General features: G+C 40.3%; 11 protein-coding genes. 8 read left to right on the top strand and 3 right to left on the bottom strand.

Annotation, left to right across the window (positions count from 1 at the left end; genetic code table 11):
- The first annotated feature begins 202 nt into the window (after positions 1-202).
- Entirely contained in the window at positions 203-1,792 is a 1,590-nt protein-coding gene (locus BWD47_RS08260; protein ID WP_075593788.1) for a Na/Pi cotransporter family protein, read from the top strand.
- A 148-nt stretch (positions 1,793-1,940) separates the two neighbouring features.
- On the opposite strand, the gene BWD47_RS08255 is transcribed toward BWD47_RS08260, so the two are convergent.
- Positions 1,941-2,630, bottom strand: a complete 690-nt coding sequence (locus tag BWD47_RS08255; RefSeq protein ID WP_036966687.1) for an alpha/beta fold hydrolase — start codon at positions 2,628-2,630, stop codon at positions 1,941-1,943.
- A 360-nt stretch (positions 2,631-2,990) separates the two neighbouring features.
- Here BWD47_RS08255 and BWD47_RS08250 point away from each other — a divergent pair, with 360 nt between their 5' ends.
- From BWD47_RS08250 to BWD47_RS08230, 5 genes are all read left to right on the top strand, one after another.
- Positions 2,991-3,857, top strand: a complete 867-nt coding sequence (locus BWD47_RS08250; protein WP_075593787.1) for a hypothetical protein — start codon at positions 2,991-2,993, stop codon at positions 3,855-3,857.
- A 10-nt stretch (positions 3,858-3,867) separates the two neighbouring features.
- Positions 3,868-4,953 carry a DUF4785 domain-containing protein gene (locus BWD47_RS08245; RefSeq protein WP_075593786.1) on the top strand — a complete coding sequence of 362 codons (1,086 nt, stop codon included), beginning with the start codon at positions 3,868-3,870 and terminating at the stop codon, positions 4,951-4,953.
- 272 nt (positions 4,954-5,225) lie between these two features.
- A complete protein-coding gene (locus BWD47_RS08240) occupies positions 5,226-5,972 on the top strand; it encodes a type II CAAX prenyl endopeptidase Rce1 family protein (protein ID WP_075593785.1) in 747 nt (248 codons plus the stop codon).
- A gap of 230 nt (positions 5,973-6,202) precedes the next feature.
- On the top strand, positions 6,203-6,790 hold the full coding sequence (locus BWD47_RS08235; RefSeq protein WP_065978629.1) for an ACP phosphodiesterase: 588 nt from the start codon (positions 6,203-6,205) through the stop codon (positions 6,788-6,790).
- Between the two features lie 372 nt (positions 6,791-7,162).
- Positions 7,163-9,271: a TonB-dependent siderophore receptor gene (locus BWD47_RS08230; protein WP_075593784.1), complete on the top strand. Its 2,109-nt coding sequence runs from the start codon at positions 7,163-7,165 to the stop codon at positions 9,269-9,271.
- Between the two features lie 147 nt (positions 9,272-9,418).
- Here BWD47_RS08230 and BWD47_RS08225 read toward each other — a convergent pair whose 3' ends face one another.
- Entirely contained in the window at positions 9,419-9,727 is a 309-nt protein-coding gene (locus tag BWD47_RS08225) for a hypothetical protein (RefSeq protein WP_036966705.1), read from the bottom strand.
- Between the two features lie 313 nt (positions 9,728-10,040).
- Here BWD47_RS08225 and BWD47_RS08220 point away from each other — a divergent pair, with 313 nt between their 5' ends.
- The gene (locus tag BWD47_RS08220) at positions 10,041-11,042 is read left to right on the top strand and encodes a family 43 glycosylhydrolase (RefSeq protein ID WP_075593783.1); all 1,002 of its coding nucleotides are present in this window, start codon (positions 10,041-10,043) and stop codon (positions 11,040-11,042) included.
- Between the two features lie 55 nt (positions 11,043-11,097).
- Here BWD47_RS08220 and BWD47_RS08215 read toward each other — a convergent pair whose 3' ends face one another.
- Positions 11,098-11,910, bottom strand: coding sequence for a DUF2306 domain-containing protein (locus BWD47_RS08215; RefSeq protein WP_075593782.1), 813 nt, complete (start codon positions 11,908-11,910; stop codon positions 11,098-11,100).
- A gap of 230 nt (positions 11,911-12,140) precedes the next feature.
- Between BWD47_RS08215 and BWD47_RS08210 the strand changes: the two genes are divergently transcribed.
- A complete protein-coding gene (locus BWD47_RS08210; RefSeq protein WP_256719290.1) occupies positions 12,141-13,271 on the top strand; it encodes an AraC family transcriptional regulator in 1,131 nt (376 codons plus the stop codon).
- Positions 13,272-13,601: the final 330 nt, after the last annotated feature.

Raw genomic sequence — 13,601 nt, 5'->3', positions numbered from 1 at the left:
TTTTTCATCTGACTTCTAACGACTGATATCTAATATCTCCTTTTTTGTTCGGCGTTAAAACGCCTCCTAAGCCTCGAATCTCGTTCCTTGCAACTCGCCCCTAAAACCAGTTAGTTTGTTTTCGATCATTGCGCTATAAGGTACTCAAATCTATACTTTTTTGTATCGATGTTGATTAATAATATCAGTACTTTATAAGCGAATGGAAAATATTACTATAGCCATGGCTGGGCTTACCGCCATTATTCTTTTTATTTTTGGTCTCGAGAACTTTTCTCGGGAGATCGAGAATATATCTGGCGAGCACTTTCGTAAGTCGTTAAGTCACGCAACGAATATTCCTATTTTAGGGGTGTTAATTGGTGCGGTGGTGACGGCTTTTATTCAATCGAGCTCTGCAACCTCGGTGATCACGATTAGCCTGGTAAATGCCGGGGTGTTAACGTTTAAAAACAGTGTTGGTATTATCTTCGGTTCGAACGTGGGCACCACCATCACGGCACAGCTGGTGGCTTTTAAGCTAACTGTGTTTGCCCCTGTGATCATTATTATTGGCTTTTTTCTTTCGCTCACTCGTAACCGTTTTTCAATATTTGGAAAGGCTATTTTCTATTTCGGCTTTGTGTTTTTTAGCCTTAATCTGATTTCTTCGTCACTTGCGCCGCTGCAAAATAACCCCGCATTAATTGAAATTTTAACGCAGCCGCAAAATCCGCTTATCGCGATTTTAGTGGGCTGTGTATTTACTGCTATGGTGCAGTCGAGCTCGGTAACAACGGGGTTGGCAATCGTATTTACACAACAAGGTATTTTGGGGCTTGAGAATGCTGTGCCACTTATTATGGGCGCGAACATTGGCACCACGGCTACAGCCATGATTGCGGTGTTTGGCATGGATATCGCTGCGAAAAAAGCCGCGCTTAGTCACTTTTTGTTTAATGTGGGTGGGGTGCTGTTGTTTCTGCCTTTCATTTTACTGTTTGGTAATAAGTTAAGTGAAATCAAGATGGAGCCAGCAATTGCGTTGGCGAATATTCATTTTATTTTTAATGTGGTTGCCAGCTTGGTTTTTATTCTTTTTCTTAATCCTTTTACGCGATTTGTGGATTTTCTGCTTGGCGAAGGCAAAATGGATTTTGAACGTCTTGAGTTACCTACCTACCAAGAAGATGAAGAGTTTCAGCACGTTGTTGATAAACTGGAGTCGGGGAACCAACAACTGCTTAACTTTTTGAAAGAGAATTACAACCAAGTCACGCTTAGCCTTGAAACAAACTTTAAGGGTATTCAAGACACCGCGCAAAAGCGCTTGGAATATGCCAGTTTTGTTGAAAAGGAATACATTACTTATTTCACGACTATTGTTAGTAAAATCAATGATGAAGAGCAGTCACGAGAATTAATGCTGCAAATTAATCGCTTTGATTATTTGTTTCAAATTCACGACTCCATCATCGATCTGTTTGAAAGCAAGCGCATTATGAATGAGCAATTTATTGAGCTAAAGAGCGATATATTGATTTTGATCCGCGAACTTTCGAGCGATACGCTTACCCTGTTTACCCATACGAGTGAGCACCTTGAACAACCTAAAAATGATGAAATAGAAAAAGCAGCGAAGTCACTGCAATTGCACCTTAATCAAGCGCAGCGAAAGTTGTTAATGCTGCTTGCCGATACCAATAGAAAAGACGCTGGCGCGCTGACAAATTTTGTGACTTACTCGCAACGACTTAAAGATAAGCTATTGAACTTACATAAAATGTATTCACATAAAAATGCCGAATTATAGTGTAAACATGACTCAAGCAGTGTTGAGTGAATTGATAAATGACATATGTTTGGGTATGTATTTATTGCTTTAGGTGTTTTGATCAGTAAGCTGACAGTGCGGGTATTCAAGCGTACGGAGCGCATATTCTGTACGCTTGAATCTGGCTTTATTGAATTAAGCTTACTTGTTTTACATAGGTGTCGGTTTGCAAACCAAAATGCCCTAAAACATAAGTGTAAGTGGCGTTTTCATTCCATAAACGGCTGCTGTGTATACCGTACACATAACATGTGCCCGTTGAGCATACTATTTGATCAGAGTAACTCTTTATAGAATACACTTTGTCGCCCAATGCCTCGCCATAAATACTGTTGAGTAAGGGGCTACCCACCGACAAACCATAGTAACCACATGTACTATTCCACACGTTGTACGGGTAAACGCCGCAGCTTAATAAGCCGCGAGCTGCACCGGCTACACCAACGAAGGTATCAACGTATGCTGCCATGCCTAATTTATAAATTTGTTGTGCGGCCAGTGTGACCCCCATTGAATGACCAATAATATCAATTTGACCTGTGCATGATTGGTTAATAGCCGTAAGAATGGCGTTGCGTACTGGTGTTTCTTCACTGCCATTGTGATCATTGCAACTAGCGCAAGATTTTGAGCCCCAATCTGGGGTGAAAATTTCACTACTAGCATACCCTTTTCGTTTTAATTCATTGATGGTGTTGTTCCAGCTAGAGGGGGATGCAGTGTTGCCATGCACCAGTACCACATTATCTCGACATGCTGCAAAAGCAGTTGTACACATACCCAAGCAGAGGGTAAATAAAGTGAGTAGGCGTTTCATTGAGTGTTCTCCTGTTTAACAATTATTTTACAACGTATGAAATTTAAACAGGGCTGGATATAGTACTTTCGTGCAGCAGCACTATTTCGTAATATGCAATGAATGATTTTTATTTTGCTAACCGCTAACCGCTAACCGCTAACCGCTAACCTCTAACCGCTAACCTCTAACCGCTAACCTCTAACCGCTAACCTCTAACCTCGAACCTCCCTCCCAAAACCTAATAATTTGTACTTAAAAACAACACTAAAGTTAAATAAATGTAAATATTTTCTTGCAATCGTACCTGTTTAGTCTATTTTCTGATCGGAGGTCACTCCTCCAACCTGATAGATATAATTACAATCAACAGGAACACACATGAAAATAAAAACACTCTCACTAGTGCCGGCATTAGTACTGGCCGCGGGTATGAGCCACAGCGCGTTTGCGGCGCAAGGGGTTGCATTTGTTCACGGCACAGGCCAGCAAACAGATGCATATAACGACTATTGGACAGGCAGTTTTGTTAATACGGTACGCCAAGGTTTACCAAACACCAGTAACTACACGGTGATCAATTGTGACTTTGAGCAGTATATGTGGGCCGATGGAGCTGCGGGCTGTTTAGCTGGGCAGCTAACCACATTTATAAATAATAAAAATATTACTGACTTAACACTGATCACTCATTCTAACGGTGGCAATGTGGTGCGTTGGATTTTATCGAACCCGACATGGGACAGCCGTTTTCCAAATATTATTAATAAAGTAACGCGCACCATTGCACTGGCTCCATCAAGTGGTGGTACGCCGTTGGCTGATGCGGTTGTTGCGGGCAACTCGTTTGAGCAAAGCTTAGGGTGGTTACTGGGTTATGGCAACGATGCAGTAAAACAACAACAAGTATCGTGGATGGCATCGTATAACGCTCAGTGGTTGTACGGCACACCAAACCGCCCAAGTTTACCATCTCGTTTTGAAACGGTTGTCGGCAGTGATGTTGATTCGGCTGTGTGGGATAGCGATAGTTATTGCGGCGGATACCAAAATCAAGTGGCACTTGAAGTGACACAAAATTGGTTAGACAGCTGTTCAGATGGTTTTTTAAATTGCAGCTCTCAGTCGCTAGCGGGGGCGGTGTGGTTTACAGATAAATCACGCACGAAAGGCAGTGAGCCTTTAAGCCACCAGCAAAGTCGTCGCAATTGTTTTGGCTTGCCAGACATGATTAAAAATCGAATTTAGGAGCCAGACAATGATCAATAATTTAAGCAAAATATGTGCTGCAATACTGTTTGTGAGCTCTGCGGCAAATGCAAATGAGCAAACCGTTTATCAATTTCCTGAGGTTCAATCGGCGTCTGTAGCGCAGTTACACATGCTTGAAAAAGACAGCGTAGAGTATTGGCAACGCGTGTCAGGCAAAGAGCTAAAGCGCGGTGTACCGGTGTTTGTGAACCAAGCGGAACATTTTATTCGTATCGCCCCTAAAGCGCGTTTTGAGAGCGGTGAAGTGTTTAAACCGCGCGACTTGCAGCTCGATAAGTTTTCAGTGAGTGATGCCAATGCGCAACAGCTGCCAATGCACGCTATTGCGGCGCGTGAGCAAATGCAAAATGCCGGTTTTACTGATGGCAGTGTTGGCCTTAAGCTTGGCCATGTTAACGCTAAGGCAATGTTAAAAACAAGCCAAGCGCTTAACGACAACGACACCTACTTAGTACATGTTATTGAAAAAGGCTCGCGTAACGCCTTACATGCCAAAACGCAATTTAAAGTAAACGACCAGCAGCAGCGCGTAGGCATGCAGTTGAGTATGGGGCAAAAGCGCGTTAAAGATAACGAGGTGCAACTTAGCTTATACAGCCCTGAAGGCGAGCAACTTGATGTACGCTATGAAAATGGTGAGGCAGTTTTCACATACCCGCTTGAAACCCTCGGTGCAGCAAATGGCTATTATGAGCTTGAGGCGAATGTCGAAACAAAAGTAAATGGGCAAACTGTAAAACGCTCTATAAAAATGCCGTTTGTGAACAGTTCGCAAACCATTACTATGGATAATGCTAAAGTTACGGCACTTGGCAACAACCAGTACCAAGCATGGGTGCCTGTGCAAGTTACTGACTCTGGGCGTTACGCTATTCGTGCCACTTTAACCGGTAAAGGCGATAAGGGCGAACGCGTAAAACTAGCAACAGTAGAAGTGGCTAAGCAAATAGACAACTATGATCAATTTATGATGCCATTTTCTGTTTCAAAAGCTGCTAAAGCCCCGTTTGAGCTGGTGGATATTGAACTTACCGACCAAACGCGAATGTTAAAGTTTGCACAGGGGCAATAAACACAACTAACCAATTTGTAAGCCGGTGCATAAACCGGCTTTTTTGTGCCTTAAGGCTGAGCTATAAAGCAAATGACCCCCCTAAGTAAGTTGATTACACCCCTTAATCACTAAAGCCATTTCAGCTGTATCAAAGTATTTTAAGTTACTTGAAGTCGTGAAATTTATTTCGCACTAAAGGGCTAAATATCTGTTTAATAATGCGCCTTTTATGTTTAAGATAAAATTTGGACATAAAAATGTGGGACTGACAATTTTACTAAGGAAAGGGAATGCCAGGTATTTATTTAGCAGTATTGGCCAATATTGGCTTTATAGCTTTCATTGTTTTGCTTTTAACGTTACTTAAAAAAGTGACCATTAGCCCTCGTTGGTTATGCATATCATTAGTCATTTTTATTTGTTATTGCTTCGCCTTATTTAATGGTAAAGCGATTATTCCACTCGACGTATTGTTCTCAGATCTTAGGTGGAATTGGTCAGGAAAAATAGCCGCCATTATCCTCTGGGGGTGTGTATTACTTGCTTTAATTCGCTTTAAAAAAGACTTTAAAATTAAAGAGGCTGGTTTTACCTTTAAGCAAAATGAAGGCTCTATTGAACCTGCGTTTATGATGATGGGTTTGTTTATCATTTTGCAGGTAGTTATCACCCTGATTTTAGGAAGCGATCCTAACTATGATCTTGAAACATTACTGTATCAAGCAGTCATCCCCGGATTTGATGAAGAGCCTATGTTTAGAGGGGTATTATTGTTTTGTTTTTCTTTAGCAGTCATATCAACGCGTTTTAACTTGCTGGGTGCGCCAATAAATGTTGCTGGTTTACTGTTGGTTTTACTATTTGGTTTAGTGCATGGGGTCATGTATAGCGAGGGAGAATGGTTTTTTTCTACCTTTAGAATCGCATTAACGAGCACCTATGGTTTTATTTTACTGTGGTTAAGAGAGCGTACAGGCAGCCTTGTATTTCCTATTTTGGCGCATAATTCGGTGAACTTAGTTGGGCAGTTAGTGTAGCCGCAACGAGATTACTGTGTTTATAGGCGCTGGGCGCGTTACTTTAACCATTCACGGTTAAGCTCCTTTTAGGGTTAACCGTGATTTAGGATGCTTTTGTAGCCGTGAAATTTATTTAGCGCCAAAGAGTCTTAATCCGCATTTTGTGACTTTAGCGTTTAGCCTTCACCCTAGATTCTACAGCCAGTTATCTTTTAAACTGTCACAAACACATTATCTTAGAGAATACGTTGAATTACTTGGCTCATCTTTATTTAGCAAAACCAACAGCTGATTCGCATTTTGGCAATTTGCTGGGAGATTTTGGTGGGCGTAGGCATTTGGCGCAGTTACCTAAGCCCGTTAAGTTTGGCCTTGAAAATCACTACCTCGTTGATAAATTTACTGATACGCATCCACTCGTTAAAGAGGCCAAGCAGTACTTTTCACCTGCACGTAAACGCTTTGCCAGTGTTGCACTTGATGTGGCGTTTGATCATTTTTTAATTCAACATTGGTCGCGTTTTAATAGCCAACCATTGCATGACTTTAAACACATGAGTTATTCGCTTTTAAATGCGCGACGCGCCATGATGCCTTTGCGTATGCAGCATGTTGTAAAAAGCATGACTGAAAACGACTGGTTTAAAGAGTACGAAACTCTCGATGGAGTAGGTCTTGCGCTCGATAACATTGCACGACGCATTCGCTTTGCTAATAACTTTGCGGGTGCAGCTGAAGACATTGCCCGTCATTACCATGATTTAGACGCCGTGTTTTTAGCTTTCTTCCCTGAATTGGTTGAACATGTTAAACAGCAGGCGATTGAAAAGCTGTAAGCAACTATAAATACCGAATTACAACCCCCACGACGAAAGCCCTTTATACCTAGATAACAATGGCCTGCTGCTTAATCGTCGCTTTAAAATTGCGATGTGCGCAAGGTTTTTAAAAATTCACTCGTTAGTCCTCACAGCCTCCCTTAATTTAGTCATTCAATACTTTTGTAATATTTATATGGAAGGGGGGTGGCGCTTTTTATTATGTTTAGTTATTATCTATCTAAATGATAATGGTTGTTGTTTTCATACTCATAAAAATACCTTTACCTGTAAGTTTATCTTCACTCAACGCAGTATCTTATGGGTTTTATTGACACTATTTGAGTGAGAACTTAACCGATTAAGCTGTATTTATACCCAAGAGATAGAATGACTATAATTAACCGATACCACTTGTCAGCCCTTTCAATTGCTATTAGCACGCTTTTAACTCCTGCTGTTAATGCAACAACAGCGTCACCGAATATAGAGAAAATATCTGTATCGGGCGTTAGGCAAGCGTTCCGTGGGGACATTCCTCTGAACGAGCAACCGCAAAGTGTTGAATTTATTTCTACTGAAAGTCTTGATGATGCGGGTGTGAACACGCTCACCGATATCTTTGATTTAACCCCAAGTATTGCTGAGCAAAATGATTTTGGCGGTTTATGGGAAAGCTTTGCTATTCGTGGATTAGTCGGTGATGAGAGTATTCCGTCAGGCTTTTTAATTAATGGTTACTCATCTGGGAGAAGCTTCAGCGGTACGCGTGATACGAGCAATATTGATTACGTAGAAGTAATGAAAGGACCGGGTTCTGCGCTTTATGGTCGTTCTGAGCCTGGCGGTACAATTAATATTATTACTAAAAAGCCACAGTTTGCACAGCAGGGTTATGTAAAAGTAACGGGGGGAAGCTGGCAAAATTACCGTGCAGAAGCCGACTATACTAACGCGATTTCAGAGCACGTTGCTTTTAGAATAAACGGGGCTGTCGAAGATAGTGAAAGTTTCCGAGACTACCATGAGTCAAGTAAAAGAGTGGTTACTCCTTCAATATTATGGCTAATTTCAGACACATCAAAGTTAAATTATGAACTTGAGTATGTCGATCAAAGCACAACCTTTGACCGCGGTATTGTTGCCATTGATGGAAAAATTGATTCATTACCCATTGAGACTTTTTTAGGTGAACCCAGTGACAAGCCAACAGAGGTCGATGCTATTTCTCATCAACTTACTTTTGAACACCAAATTGGACAATGGTCTCTTTTGAATGGCTTTAGTTACAGTGATTCGAAATTTTTAAGTGAATCAAGTGATGCCGAACTGGCACCCAGTAGACAAGTTTATTTTAAAGATGGCGAAACATTAAGTCGGCAGCATAATCAACGAGACTTTCAAACAGCGTATCTTTCTGCGCGAACAGAGCTTAGCGGGAGTGTTGAGCTCGCTGGTTTTACACACCATTTATTAATTGGCGCAGATGCCAGCAAGTTCGACTTTGATAAACTGTGGTATCGATACCGTCCTACACTGGAAGATACCCGTTATGCCATTAACATGTACAACCCTGTGTATGGAAAAACAGCGCCAGAAGGGTCACTTTTATATAACAGCACTGAAGTACAGCATAGCTATGGGGTTTATATTCAAGATCAAATAGATGTCAGTGAGCAATGGAAAGTACAAGTAGGTGGTCGTTTTGATTGGTTTGATCAGCAAATAGATAATCATATTAATCTAAAGCAGTCTAAAAGTGATCAAAGTACATTTAGCCCGCGTGTAGGTTTAGTGTATGCCCACTCAGACAACCTGCAGTACTACACGAGTTATTCTGAAGGCTTCAGACCCAACAGTGGTTACGATAGTAACGGCGATGCATTTGAGCCTGAAGAAACCGCTTCTTTCGAGGCCGGTATCAAGTTTAATACCGACAGTGTCAGTGGTAGTTTTACAGTATTTAGTGCTGAAAAAAGCAATATGTTAACAACAGACTTGCAAGCAGGTGTATCAACGGCGTTAGGTGAAGTGACAAGTGATGGCATTGAGCTTGATTTACATGGTGACATGACAGACAGTATGTCATTCGATTTTGCCTATACCTACACAGATGCCAAAACAGCAAACGACACTGTTAATCCTGACTGGTGGGTAAAACTGCCAAAGGGGAGTCCGTTACTTAATATTCCTAAACACAGTGCTAATGCTCAAATAAAAAGAGATTTAAACGACTTAGTCGATTTAAATGCAACGGTTGGACTCGCTGTACAATATGTTGGTGAGAGGTTAGGTGAAACCATTGATCCTACTTATTATTTACCTTCTTACACTTTAGTAAATATGTTTGCCAAATATCATGTGAACAATGATGTAAGCATACAATTTAATGTAAATAACTTATTGGATAAAAAATATTACGCCAACTCTTATTCTGCTATTTGGACTCAGCCAGGCGAGCCAATAAATTATAAATTAAGCTTAAAATATACCTTTTAACGAGGTTGGCGCTAAGCTAAGCCCTTTATGGCTACAGTCATGCCTACGATTATTGCAACACGTTGCTATTTAATCGTAGGCGTGAATTTACTCTGCTTACAAGGACTAATAGGCTTGCCCCTTGTAACCGGTATTATATTTTAACGATTAATCATCAGGCCCTTTTAGGGTAAATACTAAGTGCCTGCGCATGTCTTTTAAAATCACGCCTTTTTTTAGCATTGCGCCACTTAGGCGCTTTTGCCACGTTAATAATTCTGGGGTTGCAGCATCGAGTGTTTGTTGGTTTTCGAACTGAAAACAAAGCAATAATGAGCCAGGAAATAAGTGATATTCAACATCAAACCAGCATTGCACCATACCTTCAAGCTCTGCGCGGCCTTGAATTTCAAGGGCATCGGCAACGTTTAATACAAGCGCTTGTTGTTTTTGTTGTACTTTAGAAAGCTTTTTCATTTAAAAACCAAAATTCAGTCGAAAAAGTGATTATACCTAAGCTTTAACGAGGCCAACAATATTTTGCAGGATTAATTCGTTTTCAGAATAAGTGCAACTAATGGTTTGTTGCTTATTCAGCAAAAAAGTTACTATGCTATTTATGTCGTTTAAGGTGTGCGCAGAGTCGAGAGTCGGTCATGCTTGTATCATTTATGAGGTCGGTCGCTTATCGACAATTCTTTTCACTGTTTGTTAAAAATGATGTTATATTTGTTTTCTTACTTAAAAGTAATAAAATAATACAAATTAAATTTAACGATCAGGTTTCAAGATGACATTAAAAACAAATAGCCCGTTAGTCGAGCAGCGTGCCGACCCGTTTGTACATAAGCACAATGATGGTTTTTATTATTTTACTGGCTCTGTACCAACCTACGACCGTATTGAACTTAGAAAATCACAGACTCTCGAAGGGTTAAAAGACGCAGAAACGTTTGATATTTGGTTCAAGCACGACAGCGGCCCTATGAGCCGTCATATTTGGGCACCTGAAATCCATTATCTTGATGGTAAATGGTATATCTATTTTGCAGCCAGCCAAGAAGACGATATTTGGGCATTACGTCCTTATGTTCTTGAGTGTAAAGGCCAAGATCCATTAAATGATGAATGGGTTGAGCTAGGTATGATGCAAGCAGCCGATGGCGACGATAAGTCATTTACCGATTTTTCATTAGATGCCACAATTTTTGAAAACAACGGCAAGCGTTACTGCTGTTGGGCAGAAAAAACGGGTGGTCAATTTGCTGCATCAAACTTGTATTTAGCGGAAATGGAATCGCCAATAAAACTAAAAACAACACAGTTTATGCTGACCACGCCTGACTATGATTGGGAGCGTGTTGATTTTTGGGTTAACGAAGGTCCTGCCGTACTTAAAAATAACGGTAAAATCTTCATTGCTTTTTCTGCAAGTGCAACAGGTGCATGCTATTGCATGGGTTACATGGAAGCCGATGAAAACAGCGATCTGTTAGACCGCAATTCATGGACAAAAACGCGTATGCCGGTGCTTGAGACAAGTGTTGAAAAGAGAATATTTGGTCCGGGTCATAACTGTTTTACGGTGGCCGAAGACGATAAAACACCTTTGTGTATTTACCATGCTCGTGATTACGAACACGCAGTGGGTGAACCAAGTGTTGTGCCAAAAACCGACACGCGTCCGCTTGAAGAGATTGTTAAAGATCCACTCTATGATCCAAATCGACATGCGCGTGTTATGGAAGTTAACTATGACGAAAATGGCAGACCGTTATTTGCGTTGTATTAATGAGCATTACGCTAAATTCAAAGCCACCTAATTAGGTGGCTTTGTTGTATTTATATTAAGCAACGATAGCGGGGTACCAGCTTGCGAGGACTACGCCGAATAAACCGGTCAAAAATATCGCAGATATCAGTAACATTAAGCAGGCACAAGTGAGTGTTATTAATCTATGTGAGGTTTTTTTAGCTGCATATCTCACTAACTCGGCAATTAAAATAGGTAACACGTAGGAGCATAAACTAATAAAGATGACCGTCGGTCCGGTGAAAGTGGCGGTATCTATTCCCATTGAACCAAATACGATAAACCATGCAAAAATCATCAGCCTAAAAAATAACACGCCGTTAGCAGCAAGGTATAAACGAATAGCCCATATTTGATGAGCATGGATATTACGCGCTCTAGCCGTTTTTACTGCAAATATGCTCGATACAATGACCAATACGCCTCCAAACATGGTGAGCGCATGCATCAGTGTATTACCAACAGTTCCCCTTACTATAATTAAGTACAATCCTGCGAGTGAAATACAACACGCCAATATAACAAACACATAGCCATTATAGCGGTGAAATGTTTTATATTTTGCTCTTAATGTGGGGATTAATTGCAAACTCCCGCCGATGATCATAATAACAGCCAGTAAAACATGAGCAGCGTACATGACGTTACCGGTCATATCATTTGCTATGTACGCTGTATTATTCAGGCGAGTCCACTGTGATAAACCATGAGTAATACCTGTTACTGCATAACCGAGGATCAGGTAAGTCACAAAGCAGGCTTGCGCAAGGAGTAAGCAAATAAACCAGAGCTTTTTACTTGTTTCGAGTAGGTTAATAGGGGTGTGTGTTGTTGTATGGGGAGCCATGTCTCTTTCCATTTCACTTTTATAATGCCTCAAATATAAAGGGCTGCAGCTTTATTTCTTCTCAAATTCGAAATTTGAGCAATGAAATCGTGTTAATTTTTGCCTGTGTGTTGAATTAATTAGACACATTCATTAACAAAGTCTTTTTGCTAAGATGAAAGTTAGTTTGTAAGATACGTGTAACGCTCGATAATTGAATAAGCACACTCTTTATAAAGGCATAAACGGCTATGCAAAATAATTCCTCCTATTACTTCCTTGTGATTGTTTGTATGGTGCTCATGCTGGTTAATGCATTAAAAAGCGATAAGCAGCTTATTCATTATTTATTTGCGATATTTTGCGGCTCGCTGTGTATGGTGGGGGTGCAAAAGCTCAGTGCTCCTACGATTGGCGTCTATCACTATTTAATTGGGTTATTTACGTGTGCAACGTGTAATGTTTCTTGGCTAGTATCACGAACATTATTTCGTAAAAGTAAGCCTATATCAGGTGTTCATATTGCAGTTGCAGTGTCTATTGCTGGGCTGATTATGTTCAACCAAACGTGGCATTACTTAGTCAGTATCGACGCTCAACCTTTCCCCGATAGCCAGCAAATGTGGCGTTTAAAGCAAGGCATGAATGAAATAACAGTTTTACTGTCATCCAGTATTCTTGTGCTGTCATTTTGGGAAGCATTGAGGGGCTATAAACAAAAAAATGAAAGCCAAAAATTACAGGCAATTATTTTTGCTAGTAGTTACGCTTTTGCCGTTTTTAATGCCAGCATTCTGCCTAAATTCCTGTTTAGTGAAGCCGATATCAAAGCATACGAGCCGTTTATCATTACTTCTTCTGCCTTATTAATTGTGTTAGCAATGCAGGTTGTCATGGTTTTACAAAGTAGAGATAAAACGCATTGCTGTAATCAAACTGAAAGCGAAACAAGCGATGAAGTGAATCGTGTTAAAGTTGATGAGCCATTTGAGGAAATGGATATATCACCAAAGCTCATTAAAGGGATAAACCAATTGATTAATGAGCAGCAATTATACCTACAAAGTAACTTAAAAATTTCAGATCTTGCGCAAGCCCTTTCAGTGCCAGAGTACAAAATAAGTCGCGCAATTCGACATTATTACAAAGTAGCTAACTTTAATTTATTTATTAATCAGTATCGAGTTAAGCATGCTCAGGCCTTATTACTAAAAGATGAAGCACGGCACTGGAGCATTTTGAGTATTGCATTGGAAAGTGGTTTTTCTTCTTTGGCTACGTTTAATCGTGTGTTCAAAAGCATCGTGGGCGTGATCCCAAACGAGTTTAGAAAACAAAATGATAAGGTGCAAAATTCAAGTTTACCTGAGCTTGCTGAGTAGATGAGTGAGTTTTTCCTCCTTTTATTTTTGTTGATTTTTTTGCAATTATTTAATGCAAACGTGTGTATTCATTAAAAAAATACCCCCCAAGAGTTCACCCAAATGGCACTCATACAAGGTACTCATACAGGGCTTTTTAGTGCATTTAACGACGCCTTTTTCAGTGCATTTAACTACGTCTATTGCAGTGTATTAACAGCTTTACGACGATTGTTTTTGTATGTTTAAGGCCAAAAAACTCCACGATTGATTACCTAGTTTCAATTGTTACGTTCCCTTTTTAAGGTCAAATCTTGATGGTTTGAACGCGTTTAATTTACTGATTTATTG

It is taken from the genome of Pseudoalteromonas sp. PAB 2.2, from assembly GCF_001938575.1.
Taxonomy (GTDB): Bacteria; Pseudomonadota; Gammaproteobacteria; order Enterobacterales; family Alteromonadaceae; genus Pseudoalteromonas; species Pseudoalteromonas lipolytica.
Note: the sequence above shows the minus strand (reverse complement) of the source record. Positions and strands in the feature narration are given on the sequence as shown.

Bases quoted from the DNA above. Each gene is read 5' to 3' on its own strand.
- BWD47_RS08215 (WP_075593782.1), bottom strand. From the start codon at position 11,910: ATGGCTCCCCATACAACAACACACACCCCTATTAACCTACTCGAAACA.
- BWD47_RS08210 (WP_256719290.1), top strand. From the start codon at position 12,141: ATGCAAAATAATTCCTCCTATTACTTCCTTGTGATTGTTTGTATGGTG.
- BWD47_RS08240 (WP_075593785.1), top strand. From the start codon at position 5,226: ATGCCAGGTATTTATTTAGCAGTATTGGCCAATATTGGCTTTATAGCT.
- BWD47_RS08255 (WP_036966687.1), bottom strand. From the start codon at position 2,630: ATGAAACGCCTACTCACTTTATTTACCCTCTGCTTGGGTATGTGTACA.
- BWD47_RS08220 (WP_075593783.1), top strand. From the start codon at position 10,041: ATGACATTAAAAACAAATAGCCCGTTAGTCGAGCAGCGTGCCGACCCG.
- BWD47_RS08260 (WP_075593788.1), top strand. From the start codon at position 203: ATGGAAAATATTACTATAGCCATGGCTGGGCTTACCGCCATTATTCTT.
- BWD47_RS08245 (WP_075593786.1), top strand. From the start codon at position 3,868: ATGATCAATAATTTAAGCAAAATATGTGCTGCAATACTGTTTGTGAGC.
- BWD47_RS08250 (WP_075593787.1), top strand. From the start codon at position 2,991: ATGAAAATAAAAACACTCTCACTAGTGCCGGCATTAGTACTGGCCGCG.
- BWD47_RS08230 (WP_075593784.1), top strand. From the start codon at position 7,163: ATGACTATAATTAACCGATACCACTTGTCAGCCCTTTCAATTGCTATT.
- BWD47_RS08225 (WP_036966705.1), bottom strand. From the start codon at position 9,727: ATGAAAAAGCTTTCTAAAGTACAACAAAAACAACAAGCGCTTGTATTA.